The 22,367-nt window shown below is 70.5% G+C and carries 25 protein-coding genes and 1 pseudogene; 12 read left to right on the top strand and 14 right to left on the bottom strand.

Translation table 11 applies throughout. The annotated features are described in order from the left end of the window. Positions 1 to 15: 15 nt before the first annotated feature. Genes ID574_RS19685 through ID574_RS19675 form a run of 3 tightly spaced genes read right to left on the bottom strand, consistent with a single transcriptional unit; the run spans position 16 to position 1,911 of the window. Entirely contained in the window at positions 16 to 195 is a 180-nt protein-coding gene (locus tag ID574_RS19685) for a helix-turn-helix domain-containing protein (protein ID WP_223166875.1), read from the bottom strand. Then, positions 192 to 998: a hypothetical protein gene (locus tag ID574_RS19680; protein WP_188190405.1), complete on the bottom strand. Its 807-nt coding sequence runs from the start codon at positions 996 to 998 to the stop codon at positions 192 to 194. Before ID574_RS19680 ends, ID574_RS19685 begins: the two co-directional genes overlap by 4 nt. Further along, entirely contained in the window at positions 967 to 1,911 is a 945-nt protein-coding gene (locus tag ID574_RS19675; RefSeq protein ID WP_188190404.1) for an AraC family transcriptional regulator, read from the bottom strand. Before ID574_RS19675 ends, ID574_RS19680 begins: the two co-directional genes overlap by 32 nt. 247 nt (positions 1,912 to 2,158) lie before the next feature. Between ID574_RS19675 and ID574_RS19670 the strand changes: the two genes are divergently transcribed. Together ID574_RS19670 and ID574_RS19665 are read left to right on the top strand one after the other, a co-directional pair. Further along, a complete protein-coding gene (locus ID574_RS19670) occupies positions 2,159 to 3,826 on the top strand; it encodes a serine/threonine-protein kinase (protein WP_188190403.1) in 1,668 nt (555 codons plus the stop codon). 111 nt (positions 3,827 to 3,937) lie between these two features. Continuing rightward, positions 3,938 to 4,957 (top strand): SDR family NAD(P)-dependent oxidoreductase, encoded by a 1,020-nt coding sequence (locus ID574_RS19665; RefSeq protein WP_188190402.1) that lies wholly within the window; start codon positions 3,938 to 3,940, stop codon positions 4,955 to 4,957. Between the two features lie 73 nt (positions 4,958 to 5,030). On the opposite strand, the gene ID574_RS19660 is transcribed toward ID574_RS19665, so the two are convergent. After that, positions 5,031 to 5,852 carry a helix-turn-helix domain-containing protein gene (locus ID574_RS19660; RefSeq protein WP_188190401.1) on the bottom strand — a complete coding sequence of 274 codons (822 nt, stop codon included), beginning with the start codon at positions 5,850 to 5,852 and terminating at the stop codon, positions 5,031 to 5,033. Positions 5,853 to 5,952: 100 nt separating this feature from the next. Here ID574_RS19660 and ID574_RS19655 point away from each other — a divergent pair, with 100 nt between their 5' ends. Beyond that, positions 5,953 to 6,690 carry an SDR family oxidoreductase gene (locus tag ID574_RS19655; protein ID WP_188190400.1) on the top strand — a complete coding sequence of 246 codons (738 nt, stop codon included), beginning with the start codon at positions 5,953 to 5,955 and terminating at the stop codon, positions 6,688 to 6,690. A gap of 14 nt (positions 6,691 to 6,704) precedes the next feature. Continuing rightward, on the top strand, positions 6,705 to 7,520 hold the full coding sequence (locus tag ID574_RS19650) for an SDR family NAD(P)-dependent oxidoreductase (protein ID WP_188190399.1): 816 nt from the start codon (positions 6,705 to 6,707) through the stop codon (positions 7,518 to 7,520). Positions 7,521 to 7,579: 59 nt separating this feature from the next. On the opposite strand, the gene ID574_RS59830 is transcribed toward ID574_RS19650, so the two are convergent. From ID574_RS59830 to ID574_RS62825, 4 genes and pseudogenes are all read right to left on the bottom strand, one after another. Continuing rightward, the gene (locus ID574_RS59830) at positions 7,580 to 8,251 is read right to left on the bottom strand and encodes a hypothetical protein (RefSeq protein WP_223166874.1); all 672 of its coding nucleotides are present in this window, start codon (positions 8,249 to 8,251) and stop codon (positions 7,580 to 7,582) included. Continuing rightward, the gene (locus ID574_RS59825) at positions 8,182 to 8,787 is read right to left on the bottom strand and encodes a hypothetical protein (protein WP_223166873.1); all 606 of its coding nucleotides are present in this window, start codon (positions 8,785 to 8,787) and stop codon (positions 8,182 to 8,184) included. The genes ID574_RS59830 and ID574_RS59825 overlap by 70 nt, the downstream gene beginning before the upstream one ends. Before the next feature lie 20 nt (positions 8,788 to 8,807). Next, on the bottom strand, positions 8,808 to 10,082 hold the full coding sequence (locus tag ID574_RS59820; protein ID WP_223166872.1) for an ATP-binding protein: 1,275 nt from the start codon (positions 10,080 to 10,082) through the stop codon (positions 8,808 to 8,810). 103 nt (positions 10,083 to 10,185) lie between these two features. Further along, positions 10,186 to 10,389, bottom strand: a pseudogene (locus tag ID574_RS62825) (AfsR/SARP family transcriptional regulator); the annotation flags it as partial. A gap of 213 nt (positions 10,390 to 10,602) precedes the next feature. On the opposite strand from ID574_RS62825, the gene ID574_RS19640 reads away from it, so the two are divergent. From ID574_RS19640 to ID574_RS19630, 3 genes are all read left to right on the top strand, one after another. Next, positions 10,603 to 11,316 carry a DUF4386 domain-containing protein gene (locus tag ID574_RS19640; protein ID WP_188190398.1) on the top strand — a complete coding sequence of 238 codons (714 nt, stop codon included), beginning with the start codon at positions 10,603 to 10,605 and terminating at the stop codon, positions 11,314 to 11,316. A gap of 160 nt (positions 11,317 to 11,476) precedes the next feature. Further along, positions 11,477 to 11,914, top strand: coding sequence for an STAS domain-containing protein (locus ID574_RS62820; protein ID WP_223166871.1), 438 nt, complete (start codon positions 11,477 to 11,479; stop codon positions 11,912 to 11,914). A gap of 70 nt (positions 11,915 to 11,984) precedes the next feature. After that, positions 11,985 to 12,290: a hypothetical protein gene (locus tag ID574_RS19630; protein ID WP_188190396.1), complete on the top strand. Its 306-nt coding sequence runs from the start codon at positions 11,985 to 11,987 to the stop codon at positions 12,288 to 12,290. A 648-nt stretch (positions 12,291 to 12,938) separates the two neighbouring features. Here ID574_RS19630 and ID574_RS19625 read toward each other — a convergent pair. Next, complete coding sequence (locus ID574_RS19625) at positions 12,939 to 14,015, bottom strand: alpha/beta fold hydrolase (RefSeq protein WP_223166870.1); 1,077 nt, start codon at positions 14,013 to 14,015, stop codon at positions 12,939 to 12,941. A gap of 575 nt (positions 14,016 to 14,590) precedes the next feature. Here ID574_RS19625 and ID574_RS19620 point away from each other — a divergent pair. Continuing rightward, a complete protein-coding gene (locus ID574_RS19620) occupies positions 14,591 to 14,986 on the top strand; it encodes a CBS domain-containing protein (RefSeq protein ID WP_262496022.1) in 396 nt (131 codons plus the stop codon). A 458-nt stretch (positions 14,987 to 15,444) separates the two neighbouring features. Further along, positions 15,445 to 15,951: a hypothetical protein gene (locus tag ID574_RS19615; RefSeq protein ID WP_188190394.1), complete on the top strand. Its 507-nt coding sequence runs from the start codon at positions 15,445 to 15,447 to the stop codon at positions 15,949 to 15,951. A gap of 322 nt (positions 15,952 to 16,273) precedes the next feature. Here ID574_RS19615 and ID574_RS19610 read toward each other — a convergent pair whose 3' ends face one another. Both ID574_RS19610 and ID574_RS19605 read right to left on the bottom strand, forming a co-directional pair. After that, positions 16,274 to 16,939: a maleylpyruvate isomerase family mycothiol-dependent enzyme gene (locus ID574_RS19610; RefSeq protein ID WP_188190393.1), complete on the bottom strand. Its 666-nt coding sequence runs from the start codon at positions 16,937 to 16,939 to the stop codon at positions 16,274 to 16,276. A gap of 196 nt (positions 16,940 to 17,135) precedes the next feature. Further along, positions 17,136 to 17,741 (bottom strand): helix-turn-helix domain-containing protein, encoded by a 606-nt coding sequence (locus tag ID574_RS19605; RefSeq protein WP_188190392.1) that lies wholly within the window; start codon positions 17,739 to 17,741, stop codon positions 17,136 to 17,138. Positions 17,742 to 17,815: 74 nt separating this feature from the next. On the opposite strand from ID574_RS19605, the gene ID574_RS19600 reads away from it, so the two are divergent. Continuing rightward, complete coding sequence (locus tag ID574_RS19600) at positions 17,816 to 18,643, top strand: alpha/beta fold hydrolase (protein WP_188190391.1); 828 nt, start codon at positions 17,816 to 17,818, stop codon at positions 18,641 to 18,643. A gap of 121 nt (positions 18,644 to 18,764) precedes the next feature. After that, positions 18,765 to 19,634 carry a TIGR03619 family F420-dependent LLM class oxidoreductase gene (locus ID574_RS19595; RefSeq protein ID WP_188190390.1) on the top strand — a complete coding sequence of 290 codons (870 nt, stop codon included), beginning with the start codon at positions 18,765 to 18,767 and terminating at the stop codon, positions 19,632 to 19,634. On the opposite strand, the gene ID574_RS19590 is transcribed toward ID574_RS19595, so the two are convergent. Next, positions 19,635 to 20,633, bottom strand: coding sequence for a helix-turn-helix domain-containing protein (locus ID574_RS19590; RefSeq protein WP_188190389.1), 999 nt, complete (start codon positions 20,631 to 20,633; stop codon positions 19,635 to 19,637). It abuts the gene before it with no gap. Positions 20,634 to 20,685: 52 nt separating this feature from the next. Here ID574_RS19590 and ID574_RS19585 point away from each other — a divergent pair, with 52 nt between their 5' ends. Next, positions 20,686 to 21,081, top strand: a complete 396-nt coding sequence (locus tag ID574_RS19585; RefSeq protein ID WP_188190388.1) for a cupin domain-containing protein — start codon at positions 20,686 to 20,688, stop codon at positions 21,079 to 21,081. Here the strand turns inward: ID574_RS19585 and ID574_RS19580 are convergent, their stop codons facing one another. Both ID574_RS19580 and ID574_RS19575 read right to left on the bottom strand, forming a co-directional pair. Beyond that, positions 21,082 to 21,543: a nitroreductase/quinone reductase family protein gene (locus ID574_RS19580; protein ID WP_188190387.1), complete on the bottom strand. Its 462-nt coding sequence runs from the start codon at positions 21,541 to 21,543 to the stop codon at positions 21,082 to 21,084. Beyond that, complete coding sequence (locus ID574_RS19575; protein WP_188190386.1) at positions 21,543 to 22,304, bottom strand: SDR family oxidoreductase; 762 nt, start codon at positions 22,302 to 22,304, stop codon at positions 21,543 to 21,545. Before ID574_RS19575 ends, ID574_RS19580 begins: the two co-directional genes overlap by 1 nt. Positions 22,305 to 22,367 lie beyond the last annotated feature (63 nt).

Below are 22,367 nucleotides of genomic sequence, written 5' to 3'. Positions count from 1 at the left end.
AGATCGTGGCGGGTGTCACCCGGGCTCGTCGAGGAGGAAGCGCAGGTCGTGCCGGCCCTTCGCGCCGAGTTTGAAGTAGACGCGGTAGAGGTGGTTGCTCACGGTGCGGGTCGTGAGGTGGAGCTCGTCCGCGATCTGCTGGTCGGTCATTCCGCCGGCCGCCAGCCGGGCGATCTGCCGCTCCCTCTCGGTCACCTTGGGCTCCTCCAGCATGCCGAGCGCCGGGGGTGCGGACCTGCCCACACCGCCGCGCCAGGCGGGCGCCCAGCAGGGCGGACGCGCGCGACTCCGGGCCTGCGTCCCGCGCGTGAGTACGCCGCCGAGGCCTGGGTCGTGGCCTCGGCCGCCAGCAGGTTCGCACCTGCGCGGGCGAAGGCGCCGGCGACCTGGTGGAGTGCCGGGCCGTCGTGCCGGGCCGCGGCGACGGCGTGCCGGGCGTACCACCGTGCGGGTGACTCCGGGAGGTCGGCCGCGATGTCGCCGAGCCGATCGGCCACGGCGGGCGCGGCGCCGAGCCGGACCACGTCGTGCAGCGCGATCAGTTCGTACCCGACCGCCCGGCAGGCGCGGGCGCGGGCGGCGCAGTCGAGGGCCTGTTCGACGGCGGCCCGTACGCCACCGTCCAACAGGGTCACCCGTGTGGTCGCCAGGTCGCCCCACAGCTCGAACACGGCCAGGCCCCGGCGGCGGGCGGCGGCGGCCTCCGCGTGGGATCGGCCGGCCAACTCCCGGTTCCCGGTCAGAGCCGCGGCGTGACTCAGTTCCGCGGCGATCAGGAACTCCAGGCCGGGCACTGCGGAGCCGAGGCGACGCCCCTCCATCAACAGTCGCACCGCGTCCTCGGTCCGGCCGCACAAGCGGGCGACCTGCCCTACCATGAAGACGCCCGCGCTCGTCATGAGATCGGTCACGCCCTCATAGCGGGCGTGCATGCGGGAGGCGATCTCCGAGGCGCCCGGCAGCGGGTCAGGCGCCAGACTCGCGGTCGAAAAATCCATCGCGGACCCGGTGGCGGTAGCGCAGCGGCGACTCGCCCACCTCGCGTTTGAATGCGGTGCTGAACGCGCTCTCGGAGGAGTATCCCAGGTCGGAGGCCAGCGATCCGACGCGGACATCGCCGTCACGCAGCGCGCGTTGCGCCAGCAGCATCCGCCAGCGGTTGAGGTAGGTCAGCGGCGGCATGCCCGCCACCGTACGGAAACGTTCGGCGAACGAGGTCCGCGACATCGCCGCCGCACGCGCCAGCTCCTCCAACCGCCAGGGCCTTCCCGGCTGGGCGTGCATCAAGGTCAGCGCCGGACGCAATCGCTCGTCGGTCAGCGCCCGCAGCCATCCCGCCGGTAGCCGGGTCTGCTCGACATAGGCCCGCAGCACCTCCAGCAGCAGGAGCTGGCCGTACTGCCGGATCGCGAACGCCGAGCCGATCCGGTTGCCGACCACCTCGTCGAACAGCCGGTCGAGGCTGCCGCGCAGGTTGGTCGCCGTGGCGGCGGACGCGCGGACGTGTCCCACGGGCGGAAGCGCCTGCATCAGCAGCGCCCGACCGGCCGGATTGAGATCGACACGAACGCCGATGACGACGTCGTCGGTACCGCGATCGGCACCGACGAGGAGAGTGGAGGGATCGCCCTCCTCAGGAGTGATCTCGCGGGGCGGCCCGTCTCCGGTGCCGCCCCGCACCTCCAGCCGCGACCGGTTGTTCAGGATCGCGACGTCGCCCGGCTCCAGCTCGATCGGCCCCTCGATGCCGTCGGCGGTCAGCCGGGCCCGGCCGCACACCGTCGCGATGAGCTTCAACGGGTCCTGGACGACGGCGCGCGACACCCACGGTCCCCGCACCGCGAATCCGCCGGTCAGCAGTCCGCGGATCTCGACGAGGTCGAAGACCTCCGAGAGCTGGTCACCGGCCATGTCCGTACTTTCGCGTAAGAAATGCCGGGCTCGCAACTATTCAGAGTACGGAGCGACGTGCGATCAGAGGGCCGAATGTCCTGAGGGGCACGCCGGGCGACGGCCGGTCACGGTAGCCATGGCCGCGGCCGGCCGGGCCACGGGCCGGGAAGATCGCCTGGAGGTCCGCATTCGCGGCCGATGGGCAGGCCGTGCGGGATAGCCTGGGGTGCCACGTAAAGATCGTCGTGAGGGGGCGGGTGAGTCGGTGACCGACTCTCGGGTGGCGGGCTTAGGCGGCTCGGGACTCATCGGTGAGCATCAGGTCGTGCGGCTGCTCGGCGAAGGCGGGCAGGGCGCGGTCTACCTGGCGGAGTCGCCCGCCGGCGGGCGAGTGGCGATCAAGGTGCTGCACGGGCGGCTCGCCGCCGACCCGGAGGTCCGGCGCCGGTTCCTGCGCGAGGCGGAGGTCGCCGCCAGCGTCGCGCCTTTCTGCACGGCGCGGGTGATCGGCACCGGGACGCTGGGCGAGCAGCCGTACATCGTCAGCGAGTACGTCCCCGGCCCGTCACTGGACGCCCTGGTACGCGGCGACGGGCCGCGCACCGGAGGCGGGCTGGACCGGCTGGCGATCAGTACGCTGACCGCCCTCGCCTCGATCCACCGCGCCGGGATCGTGCACCGCGACTTCAAGCCTGCCAACGCGATCCTCGGCCCCGAGGGGCCGGTCGTGATCGACTTCGGCATCGCCCGCACGCTCGACGCCATGACCACCACCAACCACGTGACCGGCACCCCGGCGTACATGTCGCCGGAGCAGCTCGGCGACCAGCCGCTCACGCCCGCCTCGGACATGTTCTCCTGGGCAGTCACGATGGTTTTCGCGGCGACCGGGCGCACGGCCTTCACCGGTGGCAACGTCCCGGCGATCCTGCATGCCATCCTGCGCAACCCGCCCGACCTGTCCGGGGTGCCCGAGCCGCTGTGCGCGATAGTGGCGGCCTGCCTGGCCAAGAACCCCGCCGACCGGCCGACCGCCGAGCAGGTGCTGCGCGACCTCACCTCCGGCGACGGCGCCGTACGCCCCGGCGGCGCAATCGACCGTACGCTCGGGGACTTGGAGCCGCCCGCACTGTCGGCGGCGTCCATCGCGCCCTCGGCCCTGGACGGCGCGATGACACGGCCCAGGCGCTCAGGCGTGCCGCTGCTCGTGGCCGGGGCCTTGCTGGTGGCGCTGGCGGTGGCCGCGGGCGTCCTGCTCGCGCCCTCCTGGCCGGCCGAGAACGAGGGCGGCGGCGGGAAGGCCGCGTCCGCCGTGGCCCGTCCGGTGCTCGACCTCGCGGCGTATCCGACGGTCGACGCGGCCGACGGCTTCGATGGCGCCGCGCAGGCACACTACGACGGCTACCAGCCCTTCGGCAACGAGGTGATGCCGACGATCAAGGCCGGGGGCGGCAGACTCACCGGCGAGGGTCGGGTCCCGTACTTCGGCTGGTTCGCCCTGCCCGGGGCGCCGTCCTCCGGCGACACGGTCAGCGTGATCACCCTGGGCGGGTTCGCGGGCACCGGTGAGCCGGAGGACAGCGTGTTCGTCGGCCGGGTCAAGGACGAGAACAACTACGTCGGTGCCTGGTACAACCACACCCGCAAGGAGATCGGCATCGACGTGCGGGTCGACGGCGAGTTCCGCCACGCCCCCAACAGCACCAGTCTGTCGCTCGCGCCCGGAGACCGCCTCGCCCTGGTGCTCTCGGGCGGCACCACGATCACCTCGTACGCCGAGACCGGCGGCGCCTGGCGGCGGCTGACCACCGCCGACCTCGATCTGCCGGCCACGCCGCAGGAGCGGACGCGGTGGCGCCACGGCTTCGCCTTGCGCGCCACGGCCGGCACGATCACCCTGGACGCCGCCGAGGGGTACAGCGCCGCCGGGTAATCCTCAGACGTTCACCGCGGAGGACCCGCCACGGCCATGTTCGTACTTTCGCGCAAGAAATGCGGACTGACAGCTATTCAGAGTACGGACGAACGGGTGCAGGGTGGTGGCATGACTCACAAGCAACGCCCCATCGGCTCCGGATTCACCGCGGCATCGACGGCCGACGAGGTGCTCAAGGGCATCGACCTGTCGGGCAAGAACGTCGTCGTCACCGGCGGCCATCGCGGGATCGGCCTGGAGACCACTCGTGCGCTCTGCAAGGCCGGTGCTTCCGTCACCGTGGCCGTACGCAACCCGGACCGCGCCGCCTCCGCACTGGCCGGGATCGAGCGCGTCGAGGCCGATCAGCTGGACCTCCTCGACCCGGCCTCGATCGACGCCTTCGTCACCCGCTACCTCGACTCCGGCCGGCCGCTCCACGTCCTCATCAACAACGCCGGCATCATGGCCGGCCCGCTGGTGCGAGATGCCCGCGGCTACGAATCGCAGTTCGCGACCAACCATCTCGGCCACTTCCAGCTGACTCTGGGCTTGCTGCCCGCCCTGCGCGCCGCTCACGGCGCCCGAGTGGTCAACGTGACCTCCGGCGGCCACCGCCTGTCCGGCATCCGCTGGGACGACCCGCACTTCACCACCGGCTACGACGACATGGGCATGCTCGCCTACGGCCAGTCGAAGACCGCCAACGTCCTGTTCGCCGTCGAGCTGGACCGTCGATGGGCCGAGGACGGGATCCGGGGCTACGCCGTGCACCCGGGCATCGTCGTCGGCACGAACCTCGGGCCCTACCTGGCCGAGGGCGAAGAGCGGACACCCTGGCTGAGCGACGGCGCACTGCGGGCCATGGGCCTGATCGACGATTCCGGCCGGCCGATCAACGACCCCGACCGTGAGATGAAGACGCCGCAACAGGGCGCCAGCACCACGGTGTTCGCGGCGACCAGTCCGCTGCTCGCCGACATCGGCGGTGTCTACCTGAAGGACAACGACATCTCGCCGCTGGACACCCCGAGGCCCATCAACTTCGGTGCCGAGGAGGACATCCCGTCCGACGTCGTGCCGCACGCCGTCGATCCGGAGTCGGCACGGCGGCTGTGGGAGCTGAGCGAGCGGCTGCTCAAGGGGTAGGGCGTCAAACCTCAGGGCGTCGCGTCCGGCCGGCAGGCGCGCCGAGCAGGTCACGGCGCTCCAGCGGGGTGCGCTACCGGCCGGCGGTCGCGGCGAGCGTGCCGAGCAGCGCGAGCGCGTCCGCGCTCGCGGAGCCGGGCTCGGCGTGGTAGACGACGAGCTGCTGCCCGGGCGCGGCCCGTACGTCGAAAGCCTGCATGCGCAGCGTGAGTTCGCCGACGTCGCGGTGGCGGAAGGTCTTCACCTCGGCTCGTTTGCCGCGGGCGTCGTTCCGCAGCCAAAGGGCGGCGAACTCCGGACTGCGTTCCAGCATCGAACCGAGCACCTCGCGTACGCGTGGATGGTGCGGGTCCTGCCCGTGCAGCAGCCGGAAGCCGGCCACCGTGTTGACCGCGGCGGCCTCCCAGTCGGCGTAGAACGATCGCGCCTCGGGGTCGAGGAACAGCTTGACCAGCAGGTTCGCCCCGCCGCGGAACCCTTCGAAGAGCGCGTAACCGAGCCGGTTACCGGCCAGGACGTCGTATGCCCTGCCGAGCACGAGCGCGGGGTTGTCCGGCCAGCCGTCCAGGAGTTGCAGCAGCTCGGGATCCACCCGCTCAGGGGCGGACAGGGCGGGCCGCGGGGTCAGGCCGGCGAGCCGGAAGAGGTGCGAGCGGGCGTCGTCGTCGAGACGGAGCACGCCGCCCAGCGCGTCCAGCACCTGCGGTGACGGATTGCGTTCCCGCCCCTGCTCCAGTCGCACGTAGTAGTCCACGCTCACACCTGCCAGCAGCGCTACCTCCTCACGCCGCAGGCCCGTCACCCGCCGACGTGGTCCGGCCGGCATGCCGGCGTCTTCGGGGCGGACGTGCGCCCGCCTGCTGCGCAGGAAATCCCCCAAGGGCCGCTCGGTCATGCTTCCAGGGTAGGCCGGAACGAGCGGCCGAAGGTGGGTGCGGGACTCCCATGAACACGGCGGCCTGCCGAAACGCAAGCGTCTGCCCGAGCCTCGAATCATGACAGAGACACAGGAACGGAAAGTCGTCTTGGTGACCGGCGCGAGCAGTGGCATCGGGGCGGCCACGGCCCGCACGCTGGCGACCGCCGGTCACCACGTAATCCTCACCGCCCGCCGCACCGACCGGATCAAGGCGCTCGCCGCGGACCTGACCGCAGACGGCCACTCGGCCGAGGCCCGCCCGCTCGACGTCACCGACCGTGCCCGATTCCAGGAGGTGGCCGAGGAGGCGGTGAACGCATACGGGCGGCTCGACGTGCTGGTCGGCAACGCGGGAGTCATGCTCCTGTCCCGACTGGACGCCCTCCTGGTCGAGGAGTGGGAGCGCATGCTGGATGTCAATGTCCGCGGCCTGCTCAACGGGATCGCCGCCGCCCTGCCGATCTTCCGCCGCCAAGGGGGCGGCCACTTCGTCACGGTCGCCTCGATCGGCGCCCACCAGGTCGTGGAGACCTCGGCGATCTACTCCGCGACGAAGTACGCCGCCTGGGCTCTCACCGAGGGGCTGCGCCTGGAATCGGAGCCGAACATCCGGGTCACCACGATTTCACCGGGCGTCGTCGACACCGAGCTGGCCGACCACATCACCGACCCGTTCGCCGTCGAGGCCATGCGCGAGTACCGATCCGCCTCGATCCGTCCCGAGGACATCGGGAACGCCATCGCCTACGCCCTCGACCAGCCCGCCGGCGTCGACGTCAACGAGATCATCCTCCGTCCGTCCGCCCAACGCTGAGGAGTCTTGAGCAAATGAGCAAGACATGGTTCATCACCGGCGCGTCCCGCGGCTTCGGACGCGCGTTCACCGCCGCCGCCCTGGAACGCGGAGACCGCGTGGCGGCGACCGCGCGGAACCTCACAACCCTCGACGACCTGGCGGCGAAGTACGGGGCCGACCTGCTCCCGCTCCAGCTCGACGTGACCTCCCGCGTGGACTCCACCCAGGCGGTCCGGCGTGCCCACGCCGAGTTCGGCCGGCTCGACGTGGTCGTCAACAACGCCGGACACGGTCATTTCGGCATGGTGGAGGAGCTCTCCGAAGAGGATCTCCGCGATCAGGTCGAGGTCAATCTGTTCGGCGCGGTCTGGGTGACTCAGGCGGCGGCGCCACTGATGCGTGCCCAGGGAGGCGCCCACATCGTGCAGGTATCCTCCATCGGCGGCGTGGTGGCCTTCACGAACCTGGGCGCCTACCACGCCTCCAAGTGGGCGCTCGAAGGGATCAGCGAGTCGCTCGCACAGGAAGTGGCGGCCTTCGGCATCAAGGTCACCCTGGTCGAGCCGGGCGGCTTCGCGACTGACTGGGCGGGCGCGTCGGCCCGCCGCTCGCAGACGCTGCCCGAATACGACGGTGTACGGGAGGCCGCCGCCGCCCGCCGAAGCGCGCAACCACCGGGCAGCCCGGATGCGGCGGCTCAAGCCCTGCTGGAGGTGGTGGATGCGGACGAACCACCGCTGCGGGTGCTTTTCGGGGCCGCCGCGCCGGGAATCGTCACCGGCATCTACGAGCGGCGGCTGACGGGGTGGAAGGAATGGGAGCGACTGGCGCACAAGGCACAGGGATGACCGATCCGACCTGGGCTTATCGTCGGAGGCCGGGACTGGGCCTGCGTCCCGTGCCCGGACTACCCGCCCTGGCTGACCGTGCCGTCCGCCGCCAGGTGGTCGAGGACGTCGCGCATGTACGCGAGGGCCTGACGGTCGCTGAGCCAGTTCTCCGAGGTGGGCGAGTGGGAGCCGTACCGGCGGCTGGAGACTTTGGCGGCGACGAGGGTCCGGGCGGCCATGGCGCCGAAGTCGTTTCTCCTCTCCAGGTACGCGAGCATGCGCGCGGCCTCGTCGTGGTGCTCCAGCACCGCCATCATGGAGATGAACTCGATGCAGACGACGCTGGCGGCGATCACGTTGTCGGTGGCGACGAGCTCGTCGATGTAGGCACGGAGGATCCGGAACGCGCGCCGCCGGTGGCCGCGGCGGAACGCCGTCTGCGCCTGGACGGCCTTGTCGGCCGAGAGCGAGCCGTCAGGGACGTCGACGGTGGCCGCCTCGTCGAAGTACCGCTCGGCATCATGGGATCGTCCCTGGAACGCGGCGGAGTATCCGAGGGTTTGCAGCGCCCAGTGCCGCAGCGTCGGCGGGCCTTCCGACCGGTACCGATCGGCCAGGGCCGAGACGGTCCGGTCGATCTGGTCGAAACGGCCGATGCCGAGCAGCGTGCCGGCAGAGTTCATTTCGAGGAACGCGGCCACGTACGGCTCGCCCTGGCGGCGCAGGTGGCGACGGCCGCCGGGAGCCACCGGCTCAGGGCATGGCCGTCTCCGCCGACGTACGCGCGAGCATAGTGGCTCAGCGGCCGGTCGGGCCGGCCACCGCGGTCCACCAGCCCGTCATAGCCGGCCGGGTTGCCGTTCTGTGTATAGCGTTCGGCCGCCCATAGGAGCCAGAAGGCCCGCAAAGCGTCCTCGTCCGGCGGGAGCATGTCGAGGATCCGCTCGGCCCAGTCACCGATCTCCTGCTGGCCGCGGAGCGTGAGCTCCGTCGCCACCGGCCGGACCAGCGCGTCGGCCAGCCGCCGATCGCCTGCCGAACACGCCCACGCGACCGCCGCACGCAGGTTCGGCCACAGCTCGCGGAGGCGGGCGACCCCCTCGATCTCGCCGAGACCGGTCAGGAGCTCTCCGACGCGGGTCACCTCGCGAAGGCACCAACGCGCGTGCTGTTCGGCGACCAGGTCCATGCGGCCCTGTTCGCGCAGGTGCACGGCGGCGAACTGGCGCATGGGCTCGAGCAGCCGGAAGCGGGAGCCGGACGGGCCGGGCTCGACGGTCACCATCGACCGGTCGACCAGGGCGCTCAGAACGCCGTCGACTCGTCGAGGCCGCGCGTCGGGTCGTCGGCGACCGCCGCCACGGCGTCGAGGGGAAACGGTCCGTTGAACACCGACAGGCACTCCAGCAGCGCCTGCTCAGGCGGCGTGAGTAGGTCGTAGGACCATTGGATCGCGGCGCGCAGGCTTCGATGTCTCGGTGCGCCGGTACGGCGGATGCCGGTCGCCCTGAAGTGATCGTGGACACGAGCCAGCAGTTCGGCCGGATGGTGGCTGCGAACGCGAGCGGCGGCCAACTCGATCGCCAGCGGTACGCCGTCGAGCCGGCGGCAGAGTTCCGCGACGTCGTCCCGATACGCGTCACGCTCATAGGCCCGGTCCGCGGCGAGCGCGCGCACATGGAACAGTTCGGCACCCGCGGCGGGATCCAGCGGGCCGACGACGAGCACCTGCTCGCCGTCGACGTCGAGGCGCTCCCGAGACGTGGCCAGCACCCGGACGTGGGCGCAGCCCCGCGCAACGGCCTGGACCAGCCGTGCCGCACCGTCGAGGACGTGCTCGCAGTTGTCGACGAGGAGCAGCGCGGGGCGTGACCCCAGAGCGGTGACGATCGACTCGGTGAGGCTTCGCCCCGCCCGCTGCGCGACGCCGAGCGCGTCGGCCACCGCGCGCGGCACATCGCCGGAGGAGGCGATCTCGGCCAGTTCGACGAACCAGGCCTGCCATCCTCGATCAGCGGCCACGCGACGTCCCGCCGCCAGGGCGAGCCGGGTCTTGCCGATCCCGCCCGGCCCCACCAGGGTGACCACCGCCGACCGGCTGATCAGATCGTCGATGCCGCGGAGGGCGTCGTCCCGGCCGATGAGGGGGCTCAGACGGCGGGGCAGGTTGCCTTCCAGGCCACCGGGCGCCGACGCGGCAGACTCCTGCGGTCGCTCGTCCTCACGAAGGATCAGCGATTCCAGCTCCCGCAGCCGCGGTCCCGGTTCGATCCCAAGCTCCTCGACGAGGTGGCGCCGGGCCTGCCGGTACGCCGTCAGCGCGTCGCCCCGGCGTCCGGTACGGGCGAGGGCGGTCATCAGCAAGGCCCAGAGCCCTTCGCGGAAGGGATGACGGCCGACCAGCTCGGTCAGCGCGGCGATGGACGAGTGCGGGTCGGAGTCCACCCTGCGTTGCAGGTCGGCCTCGACCGCGCCGGAGCCACTGCTCCGTGAGGCCGTCCACCGTCGCCGCGAGGCCCGGAGCGTCCACGCCCGCCAGCGGGATCCCCGTCCACTCCGCGAGGGCCGCGCCGACGTCACCCTCGCGAAGGTGCCGCCGGAAGCGTGCGACGTCGACCGCGTCGGGCGGCACGTCCAGGCGGTACGCGGCGCCGACCCGGCTGATGGCGGCGGAACCCAGCCCTTTGCGCAACTGGGCGATGTGCCACTGCAGGGTCTTGGTCACGGTCCGCGGCGGCGCGTCGCCCCACACCAGCTCGACGAGGCGGGCGACCGGGACGGGGGAACCGGGCGACATCGCCAGGGCGCCCAGCAGTGCCTGGGTCCTGCCCGATCCGACGTCGATCGGGTGCCCGTCGTCGGTCTCGGCGCCGACACCGCCGAACACCCGGATCCGGACCACAGGGCTGCTCCCCGAACCGCGATCTCAGCCGAGCCTGCGACGACCCGGCCACCCGGGCGACGCGGCGGCGGAATGCCCCCAACCGCGGGCACACCGCGGGCCAACCACTGGCACATCGGGCTCGGCCACGGTGACAGTGCGACCGGCAACGCTGCCGGAGCCCTCGACCGGACGACATCGGACCATAGGAGCCAGGGTATGCGCAGGCGGACAACGGCACGAGCCGTCGGTGTCCTTTTCATCATCGCCACGGCCGCGGGCGTGCTGAGCGTGGTGTTCCTCGGAGAGCCGGACACAGAACTCTCACGTGAGTCCGTGATCCAGGGCGCTCCTACGACGACGACTGGTGCGCTCATGGTGCTGATCATGGCCGCCGCCATCGCCATGATCCCACCGTTGATCTTTCCCCTCCTGAAGGAGCACGGCGAGGCGCCGGCGCTCGGGTACGTGGTCTCCAGGACGGTGGAGGTCGTCCTCGTGCTTCCCGGCGCCATCGGTCCGCTCGTGGTGGTGGCCGTCAGCCGAGACGCCTCGCCGCCCCAGTCGTCGAATGTCGACGCCCGCATCCAGGCGGCGTACTCCTGGTCGCAGACCTACGACGACTGGGGCCATCCCACGAGTTCGATCTTCTTCTGCCTGAGTGTCCTGCTGCTCAACTGGGTGCTCTACCGGTCGTCGATCGTTCCCCGGCTGATATCGGGCTGGGCGCTGGTCGCGGTGGTGCCGTACCTGGCCGACGCTCTCCTCGTCATGTACGGCGTGCTCAGCCTCTCTTCACCGCTGCACGCCATCCTGGTCGTCCCGCTGGCCGTGAACGAAATGGTTCTGGCACTCTGGCTGCTGACGAGAGGCTTCAACCCCGCCACGCCACTCGCCGGCGCACGGAACCACCATTGCGGCAAGATCATATAGGAATTATCTTTCGGGTAATGCTATTCAGGTATTACTCTTCATATGCAACATGTGCTCAGTCGGTTCCTTACAGCCATCACGCCAAGGGGGTCCCCAATCCGTACTCAGCCGCCGTGCGCCTGATCGGTGAAGCTCCCCCGTGTTCCTCGTAAGGGTTTCGATGTCATCGCTCCACATGCACCACCAGCACCATGCCGGCGCAACCGTGATCGCTTTGGCCGGAGAGATCGACCTGGCCAGCGCTCCCCAGTTGCAGCAGTTCATCCGCCGGGTGCGCCAGACGCCCGCCGACCAGCTCATCTTCGATATGGCCGAGGTCAAGTTCATGGACAGCACCGGCCTGCGGGTGCTCCTTGACGCCTTCGACGTCGCTCAGCGACATGGCGGCGCGATCCACCTGGCCGCCCTGCAAGGCCCACCCGCACGCCTCATGGAGATCACCAGGCTCGATGAACGCTTCTGCCTCCACTCCAGCACGGATAGCGCCCTCGCCGCCGTTCTGGCACACCCGCCTGGCCGGGTGGGCACAGCCCACCTCGGCCGCGCTCATCCGGCTGATCCAGGAGCACGTCACCGAAATGATCTAAAGCATCCGTGACAGCACAATAAGTAGTTTTCCGGATACGTTGGGTAGGTCCTCGGTGGTTCCCACGAGGAAAGGACAGCCGATGGAACAGCACCAAGCCCAGCACACGGAGCAGCAGTTGCGTCAGAACTGGCGGCAGATCAGATACCGGATTCTCGACCAGTTCGCCGAGGTCAGCCCTGTGGACCTCGACTCCGCCCGCAACATCAACGATCTCATCGAGCGGATCGCGGACAAGTCCCGCCATACGCAGCGCTATGTCGAGACGCGGCTGCTCGACCTCGTCGGCGCCGCCGGCGGCGGCCCGCAGGGCCAGCCGTACGGCGCCACCCTGGGCCAGGGCATGTACCAAGGCGGACGGCAGCAGCCGTTCGGAAGCCTGCAGTAACGGCGCGAGTCCGTCACACGGCGTCGCGTTGTCATGGATCCGGGGCTGTGGCAGCACCGAAGGGACCGTGCGGCCACAGCCTCTCCGAAAGACCAGGCAGGGGTCACATGCCTGTTTCGACCTCCCGGGTGGCGCGGCTCGGCTTTTACGGGATATCGGCCTCGCCAGGGGGCCCGGACGTGGCGGTGACATCGCCCGGCCGGACAGAGGTGGCGCCGGGCGCCCCCGCCAGACCGGTGCGAGCAATCAGTGCCGCAGAGGCGTCCGGTGCGCCCGCCAGGGCCGAACATTGAACGCCTGCCAGGCGGAGGACCTGCGAAAGCCATGCCTCCACGCCGGCGGGGTGGGATGGAACGGATGCCTGATCCATGACGGCTCCCCCTCGGTCGGTCTGACCTTCTCGACGCGACGACTACCGAAGCGATTGCCCCAGTTTTGGGGGGATATGAGTTTCCGCCCATCAGAGTGCGGAGACTCCTCCTATGATAACTCTGCGTGATGGAGGTTAGCGTAATGCGACCATTTATGAAGCGTCTCCTCATCGTCCTGCCTCTGCTGGCCCTGGTCCTGATCGCCCTCGCACTGGCCGGGCCCAGGTCGCTCGTCCGGCGCGAGCCCCGCTAGGAGCGACCCGCTCGGCATCGAGATTCAAGCGCGTGTGGACGCCGGCGCGGAGACACAGCGCCGGCCGCGGGGCTGCTTGGCGCGAGCCGCAGGCCCGGCGGCCGTGGTCTGCAGGATCAGCCCGGCCACCTGGTCGGGCGCGTCGTTCATGGGGACGTGCCCGCACCCGGGGAGCTGGACGAGCCGCGCCTGGGGGATCATGGCCGTGACGCGGGCGGCCTGGCGTCCGGGCAGGATGCGGTCGCAGGTGCCCCAGGCGATGGTGACCGGGATGTCGGAGATGGTGCCCGTGAACAGGTCCGGTGCCCGTCCGGCCCGCAAGGTGGCCTCGAACGCCACCGCTTGGCGCAAGGCGTGCAGGCACGTCACCAAGGTGTCGGGTGGGCAGGAGTCGGCGTGCCCGTACAGGACGCCCGTGAGGGCCGCCCGTCCCACGACGCTGCCGGCCATCCGCTCCACGACGGGGTCCGGCAGCCGGGCGAGCTGGCGTGCGGTCGTCAGGACGGCGTAGGCGTAGCGTCGCTCGACCTCGTTCCAGAACCCGGCCGGGGCCAGTGCGGTGACGCTGCGGGCGAGCCCGGCCTGGGCCAGCCGCAGCGCGATGAGGCCGCCCAGCGAGTGGCCGATCAGGTGGGGCCGGTGAACGCCGAGCGTGGTGAACACCGCGTCCAGCCCCGCCACCATGGTCGGCAGGTCACGCGGCAGGCCGTCGGGCAGGTCAGGCGACCGCCCGAAGCCGGGCAGGTCCAGCGCGATGGCCTCGCGTTCGGCGGCGATCAGGGGGACCACCTGGTCCCAGGCGTGCAGGTCTTGTCCGATGCCGTGCAGCAGGACCACGGGTTCGCCCGTGCCCTGCCGCCGGTAGGCCAGGGTGATCGCACCTAGTCCGTCCAGGTGGCCTTCCGCGAAGGACACCTCCTCGGCGGGCGCCGGGTGCCGCTTTCGGTGGCCGGTGCGGGCTCCGCCCGGCCCCGCGCGACCGCCGAGCCTGCTCGCTCCTATGCACAGCTCGGCGGCTGTCCGCATCCCGGTCTGCAGGACGTCACTGACTGTGGTGACGGCTTCGACCCCGCGCGCCAGCGTCGATGGAAGCTTCCACATGGCTTGCCGGACCTCCTTGTCACGGTGTGCCCTCTCTGCGAGCAGGTGCATCCCTGCAGCCGGTGTGGGCGTTCGTGGCAAGATGCGGCGTGAAGTCCCGGGGTGCTTTCGTAAGAGGCAAAGCACAGCGAGCGTTCGGCGCCGCTCTCGCCTTGCGATGATCGGCTTGTTAACGTGCCGCGGCGGTCCGCTCTCGAAGCATGCTTCCTGCGTGGATTCTTACCCCTGAAACGGACCGGCATCCCCAGGCTTGACCCATTGGGTCCCACATCATGGCTATGTCCATGCGGTAGGGCCGAGCATGTCGCCCGCGCACTATGGAGAGCATTTTACCTGGTCGAGGTGGGTGCCAGGCGCCGGCGACCGGCTGGCGCGCGCCGGCTTTGCTCGAGAGAAGAGCGCGCGCGGCAGCGGCTTTGAAAGGTCGCGATATCTCATCCAGGTCGCAAAATCAGTGGCGGAGGTGACTTCGCAGCCCGTGCGCGGGGCAGTGTCGAGAGCGGGGGGCGCCGGTGTGGTCGCCGCATGCCGACGACTGGGGTGTGACTGCTATGAAACGCCGCGTTCGAGATGTGATGACCAGGGATGTCGTGATGGTGAGCGTCGACTCCACCCTGGTGGCCGCGGCCCGGGAGATGCGCGAGCACGGCATCGGTGACGTGTTCGTCATGGAGGACGGACGGCTGTTCGGGGTGCTGACCGACCGGGACATCGTGGTACGCGCGATCGCGCGCGGCCTGTCGCCCGATGCCGTACAGGCCGGCGACATCTGCAGCAGGAAGCTCGTCACGGTCTCTGCTGACGATGGGGAATGGTACGCAGTAGAGCTGATGCGCCTGCACACCTTGCGCCGGCTGCCCGTGCTCGACAACGAGCGGGTGGTGGGCGTGCTGTCGCTGGGCGACCTCGCCATCGATCTGGACCGCGACTCCACGCTGGCGGCCATCAGCGCGGCTTCACCGAACACATGATGAGCTCCAACCGGCCCGCTCGCGGCGCCGACCACGTCACCGCGCCCCGCCCGTCCACTCACTCACAGTGGCGGCAGGCGACGATCTTGTTGCACCGGCTCGCGGGCCTCCTGACCCGCCCGTCCCGCCGGCCTGCCGGGCACGTGCTGAGCAGGCCGGGCGCCCGGCTGCTGACCGGCCTCGCCGCGGTACTGCACTCCTCGGCCCTGACTTTGGACATGCGGGCACGGGGCGAGGATCCCGGCGCCGGCAGTCGCACGCCGGCTGCGATCAGGGCCGATCGCAGCCTCACCAGACGGCAGCGTCGGATGCTGATCGACATCTATGAGTCCTTCCAGAAAGAGAACCAGGCCAAAGCCGCGCCGACCAGGACGGCAGATCCGGCCGGCAGCCCGCCGAGTGCGGCGGTCGGTCGCCTTGGTCGTCATGCCATATCAGAGGAAAGAAAAGAGTGGCCGATGAATTTCGCCGACAGAGTCAAGAAGATCGTCGAATCCAAGCCGTTCTGCGCGGCGGCAGGCGCCGGCGGCTACGCCGTCGACCAGGTGCGCAAGATGCGCTCCGGTGAGGTGCCCCGGACGGCCCGCGCTTGGCCGGGATGGACGGCCGAGACCATCACCCAGGAGCTGCCCGCCAAGGCCCGCAGCTACGCCGACACCGTCACGGCGAGACTCAACAGGGTCTACGACGACCTGGCCGTCCGGGGGCGCGAGATCGTCAGCAACGTCAGCGGCCGGGCCGCGGACGACTTCCAGGACGTCTCCCAGGCGGCACAGCCCAGAGCGGGCCGCGCCAAGGTCCCCCGCCGCAGGCAGGAGCCGGTCGTGACACCGTCGCCCGTCGGCTCCCCGGTGCGGAAGAAGCAGCAATCCGTGGTCCAGCCGTCCCCCGTCGGAGCCCCGGTGCGGGGCGCCACGTCGACGGGCCCGTCTCGTGCCAGGAGTAAGACGTCCGGCAAGACCTGACGCCTCGCCCGCCCCGTCGCCGCGGTCTTCACCGATCCCGCCGCCGGCCGCCGCACCTTCGGCGCGTGGAGCGCCAGGGCCGCCGCCGGCGCGGGGTCGGGGCGGCGCAGGGCGGCACTTTCAGTGTCGTGCGGGGGGCGGCCGGTCACCGGCTCACAGATAAGGTCCGGTGTCCGGTCGCTCCCGTGCGTTCCTGGTGCGTCGTATGTCGCGGTCCGGTGCACCATGGCACTGCACAGGCGCCGGACAACGCAAGGCGGCGAGCGGCTTCGCGGGCGCGAAGTACCGCATGGCGGATGGAGGAGAGGGCAGCGGGCTGCGATCATGCCATCCCGCCGCGATCACGGAGCGTCGCCACGCCGTCGCCTTCGAGCTCGTCGCAGTAGCGTGTGCGCCCGGTCATGGCCATCGTCAGGGCCAGGGTGCTGCCGGACACGAGCGGCCCGGAGCCGGCGGTGAAGGGTCCGTCATTCGCGACCAAACGGAGACCGCCGACTCGTCGTTTGGCGACGACGACGAGGTCGGAGCGCTGGAAGTACTCGGCCACCCGGGTGAGCGTCTCGATCGGGTAGTCGCGGCGTAGGCCCAGGGGCCGCCGGATGTCCTCGCCGTGCACGATCGTCTCGCCGAGCATCGCCATGATCGGCAGGGGCGGCTTGGTGGTGCTCGTGACGACGCGGCGGAACTTCTCCAGTGTCTCGGCCGGGGTCGCGCCCAATTGCTCGGCCAGCCGCATGGCCACCTGTCTATCGAAGTCGAAGCGGCAGCGGATCACGCCTGCCAGCCATCGCATGGCGTTGAGGCTTGCTGCCGCGGTGAGGTGGGCGAGCACCTCACGCACCGTCAACCCGGCGCATAGGGACGGCGTCGCCCCTTGCTCATTGGTCACATGCGTGAGGTCGTCGGCGAGGGCCGCGCGCTCGGCGTGGATCAGTGGCCAGACGACGGTTCTGGGGCGCAGGGTTGCTTTCGGCTCTGGGGTGGTCATGGTGGAGGAGCTCCTGGCGTGGTTGGTGCGTTCTCGGTCGTGGGGCGGCCGTGCCTGTTTTGGAAGGAGGACTCTCGCCGACGGGCGGAATCGTCGCAGATCAGAGAAATACCCCTGCCCTCAGGACCGTGGGCCCGGACACTCCGACGCCCCACACCCGGCTCAAAGCGGACGAGCTGAGCTCCGGCGCCGAGGCTCAGGTGTCGTCCCTGAGCCGGTCACGCTGGATCTGGCAGGCAAGGGCGCGACGCACAGAGGCTGACACGGCGACGGGGGCGACCTTCGAGGGGACATCGAGACCGCGGCTGATCTGGTTATAGGCGTCCCGGTAGCCGCTGGGCATCTCCGCCTGATGCAGCCTCAGGTCCTCTTCGACGAGGCGCCGCAGTTCATCGACGTTCTGGGGCGTGAAGCGCTTCTTTCCGCGGGCGATGGCATTGACGTAGCGGGTACAGCGGGCGGTGTCGGGGAAGGCTTCGGAGATCTCCTCGGCGAGGCCCCACAGGCGTCCCTCGAGCCATGGAGTGTCGTACTGGTCGAGGGAGAGCTCCATCGGAGGGAGCGGGTCACCCTCCTTGTACTTCGCCACCTGCTTGGACACGGCGGGCTGACTCATGCCGGTGAGCTGGGCGATCTTGTCCTGAGTCCAGCCGTAGCCGGCCAAGATCTTGATCATTTCGGCTCGGAGCCTCCGCATCTCCTCGCCCGCGCGGATGACGTCGTTCATGTCGGCGAGCATCCGCCTGGCCTGCTCCTCGCTCAGCGCCCGCGGGTGAGGACGGGTGCTCTCTTCGCCTTCCATAGCTCGGTTATATACCGGAGCACCTCGGGTATAACTTGGTTGTATAACTTGGTTATGAGAGGCAGGATTCCGTTATGCCTACTTTCTCCGCACCTGACGGAACCCGGCTCGCCTACCACGTGATCGGAGACGGCGACCCGGTCGTCTGCCTCCCCGGGGGCCCCGCCGACTCCGTCTATCTCGGCGACCTCGGCGGCTTGTCCGCACACCGCCGGCTGATCGTCTTGGACCTGCGCGGCACCGGCCAGTCCGCGATTCCCGAAGACCCCGCGTCGTACCGCTGCGACCGCCTGGTCGACGACGTCGAAGCGCTGCGCGAACACCTCGGGCTTCCCCGGATGGACCTGCTCGGCCACTCCGCCGGCACGAACATCGCGACACAGTACGCGGCCCGCCACCCGCGGAACGTCAGCAAGCTCACCCTGGTCGGACCCAGTACCCGAGCCATCGGCACAGCCATCACCGCAGAGATGCGACTCGAACTCGCGCAGCGCCGGAAAGACGAGCCGTGGTTCCCCGCGGCGTTCGCCGCCCTGGAGGCGATCACCGAGGGCACGGGCAACGGCCGGGAGGCCATCGCCCCCTTCTTCTACGGCCGGTGGGACGCCGCGGCGCAACGGCACTACGCAGGCAGCCAGCCGGGCAACAAGGAAGCCGTCGCCCGCTTCGCGGCCGAGGGCGCCTTCCGTCCGGAGGCCACCCGTACGGCCCTGGCCGCCTTCGAGGCCCCCGTCCTGCTGCTCGCCGGAGAGTTCGACGTGAACAGTCCCCCTCGGGCCATGGCCGAGTTCGCGGAGCTGTTCCCTGACGGCAGGCTCGTGGTGCAGCCGGGGGCGGGCCACTACCCCTGGCTCGACGACGCCGGCCGGTTCGTGGCGACCGTTGTGGAATTCCTGGGGTGAGGGCCGCGGGCCGCCTCGTCTCGGGTGGCAGGTTGCCTTGACGCCGGTGTGAGGGTTCTAGCCTGGCGGCGACCGAGGGCGCGCCCGGGTCGCGGGGGCAGCGGATTGGGAGGGAATGGCGATGAAGTTCGGCGTCACCTACAGCACGCCTTATTACGGGGTGGACCCCGACAGGGTCGTGGCCTTCGCTCGGCTCGCGGAGGAGTGCGGCTTCGAGTCCTTGTACGTGCCCGAGCACATCGTGCTCTATCCCGGGGCAACGGCCGGGTCTTACCCGCTGCCGCCGTCGCTTCCGTACGCCGATCCGCTCGACTTCCTGAGCTTCGTCGCCGCGGCCACGGAGCGCATTCTGCTCGGCACCGGCGTTCTGCTGCTGCCGTATCACCATCCGGTGATCCTCGCCAAGCGTCTGGCCACGATCGACGTGCTGTCCAGGGGGAGGATGCGGCTGCTGACGGCAGGGCTGGGGGCTCTGCCGGACGAGGCCCACGCGGTGGGGGTCGACTTCGCCACCCGCGGCCGCCGCGCCGACGAGGCGATCGACGTGCTGCGGTTGTTGTGGGCCGGCGGCGAGGACGGGGTCAGCTTCCACGGGGAGTTCTTCTCCTTCGAGAGCCTGTGCAGCTTCCCCAAGCCCCACGAGGTCACGCAGTTGCCGATCCACATCGGGGGATCGAGCCGGGCGGCCGCGCGCCGCGCAGGCAGGCGCGGCGACGGCTACTTCCCCGGCGGTGCCCTTCACCCGGACGAGCGGGCCGCTCAATGGGAGCTCGTCCGATCGAGCGCCGCCGAGGCCGGACGCGACCCTGAGACGCTGGAGTACACCCGCTTCGGGACGATCGACATGTCCCCCGAACGGGTCGAGGAATTCGCGGCGCAAGGCGTGACCCGCATCGTCGTGAATGCCGCCGCCACGGAGCCGGACGGGCAGCGCGAGGAGCTCACGGCATTCGCCGAGCGATTCGGGCTCCTGCGGCCGCATGATCGATGATCACCCTGCGACCGGGCCCTCGCCCGCCGACGGCCCGAAGCGGCGTCTGTACGCCACTGGAGTGAGCCCGATCTCGCGACGCATCAGCGCACGCAGGTTGGCGGCGGTGCCCAGCCCGCTGCGCCGTGCGACGATCTCCAGGCGCGGCTCGCCCCGCTCGATCAATCGGCACGCCAGGGCCAGCCGTTCCCCGGTGAGCCACGCGAGAGGCGTCGTGCCCAGCTCAGCGCGGAAGCGGCGGTGCAGGGTCGCCGGGCTGACCGCGGCGCGGGCGGCCAGATCGGCCACGGCGAGCGGGGCGTCCAGCCGTTCCTGGGCCCAGGCCAAAACGGGAGCCAAGGACTCCTCCGTCACCTCGGGCACCGGCCGCTCCACGAACTGCCGCTGACCGCCGTCGCGGTGCGCGGCGAAGACCAGCCGCCGGCTGACGGAGTTGGCCACCTCCGCCCCGTGGTCGCGCCGGACGAGGTGCAGCCCCAGGTCGAGCGCCGCCGCGCTCCCCGCCGACGTGAGGATGTCGCCGTCGTCCACGAACAGCACGTCCGGCTCGAGCCGCACCGCGGGGAAGCGGGCCCGGAAGGCGTCCGCCCACTGCCAGTGCGCGGTGGCCCGGCGTCCGTCGAGCACCCCGGCCTCCGCCAGGGTGAACGCGCCGCTGCAGAAACCCACCAGGCGGGCGCCCCGCGCGTGTGCGCGCCGCACGGCCGCCAGCACGGCCGCGCGGCGCGGCACCTCGACGTCGGGACGATTGGGGACGATGAGGGTGTCCGCCGATTCGGCCGCCTCCAGATCGGCGACTCCCGCGAGGGTGAAGAAGCCGTCCCGCATGAGCGTGCGCGGCTTCGGTGAACACAGGCGGAAGTCGTACAGATCGCGTCCGAGCTCGGGCCTGCGCAGGCCGAAGATCTCGGTTGCGCAGCCGAGCTCGAAGGGGTTGGAGTTCTCGTCCACGATCACGACGACCCGATGCGGGCCCCGCTGAGAGGATTCTTGCGTCACATGCGATTCCTAGCACTCACGCCGAGCGGGCCCAACCGGCCAGGATTCCCTCATGACCAACGAACCCGTCGCCCTCGGCAAGGCGCTGACCTCCTTCGACGCCCTGTGGAGCCCTCGCGTCGTCACGCGCGTCAACGACTACGACGTACGCATCGCCAAGGTCGAGGGCGAGCACATCTGGCACGTCCATGAGAACACCGACGAGTTCTTCCTGGTGCTCGACGGGGAGCTGCACATCTCCCTGCGCGAGCCCGGTGGGGAGCGCACGGTCCGGCTTCCCCAGGGGTCGGTCTTCACCGTGCCCCGAGGTACGGAGCACAAGCCGTACGCGCCCGCCGGAGCCGCGATCCTCATGTTCGAGCCCACCGGGACGCCGACGGTCGGCGACCGCCACGCCGAGATCCCCGGCCACATCGACGTGACGACAGGACACGCGCTCGATTCCTGATCACACGTCAGAGGACGGAGGCCGCCGACCAGGCGTGCGCTCCAGGACGACCACGGGGATCCGTCTGCGGCTCCTGGCCTCGTAGGTCCGGTAGACCGGAGCGAGCTCGGTCATCATGCGCCAGAGCCGCTCCCGTTCCGGCCCTTCGGCGGTGCGCGCCCGGGCGGCGAACCGCTCCCCGAGGATCTGCACGCCTACGTCCGGGTTGGCCTCCACGTTGAGGTACCACGCGGGGTGCGTGTGGGTCACTGCCGAGCCGGACGCGACCAGGACGTAGCGGCCGTCGTCTTCGCCGAAGAACAGCCCCGTACGCAGCCACCGTCCCGACTTCCTGCCCTTGACGGTCAGGACCAGGTTGGTCGTCCCTCCTTCCAGGTAGCCGTCACGGCCGTCCGTGGCCAGGTAGCGGCGGACGTGCTCGGCGACCGACGGGTCGGGGCTGTCGGCGGCGTCGTCCCACATCAGTGGTCCCCCGCCGTGATGCCCTGGGCGAAGCCGCCGTCGACCGCCAGCTCGACGTTCGTGGTGAAGGTGGCGTCGAACGCCAGGAAGAGCGCCGCCGCGGCGACCTCCTCGACGGTGCCGTTGCGGCGCAGCGGCGTCAGCTCGTCGCCCTGCTTCTCGAACGCGGCCCGCTCCTCGTCGGTCAGCCCCGCCACGCCCATGGTCGGTGTCTTGATGAACCCGGGCGCCACGGCGTTGACCCGGATCCGCCGGGGCAGGAACTCGGCCGCCCACACCTGGGCGAACGCCCGCAATGCCTCCTTCGAGCCGGAATAGGCGCTCATGCCGGGGAACACGCGGTCGTTGGCCACAGTGGTGAGGACGATCGCGCCGCCGTCGTCGATGAGCGGGGTCAGCCGCTGGACGGTGAAGAAGGCGCCCTTGGCGTTGATGTCGAAGTGGCGGTCGTAGGACGCCTCCGTCACCTGCTCCAGCATCTCCAGCTCGGCGATGCCGTGATTGACGAACACCGCGTCGATCCGGCCGAACGTGCGCTCCACCTGCACCCCGAGAGCGGCGATGTCGGCCAGGTCGGCGGCGTCGGAGCGCACCGCGTGCCCGGAGGCCCCGAGCTCCGCGCGGGCCCGCGCGAGTGTGGCCTCGTTGCGGCCGGTCACCAGGACCTCCGCGCCACCGTCCACCAGGGCCTTGGCGATGGCCAGTCCCATGCCGTGCGTGCCGCCCGTGACGACGGCCTTCTTGCCTGCGTATCGCGTCATGATCATTCCTTCAAATGGCGATCCGGTAGTGCTCCCACAGTGGTGCAGGCGTCTTTCGGCGGG

It is taken from the genome of Nonomuraea sp. SYSU D8015 (assembly GCF_008065375.1).
Taxonomy (GTDB): Bacteria; Actinomycetota; Actinomycetes; order Streptosporangiales; family Streptosporangiaceae; genus Nonomuraea.
This window is presented reverse-complemented; position numbering and strand designations above follow the sequence as displayed.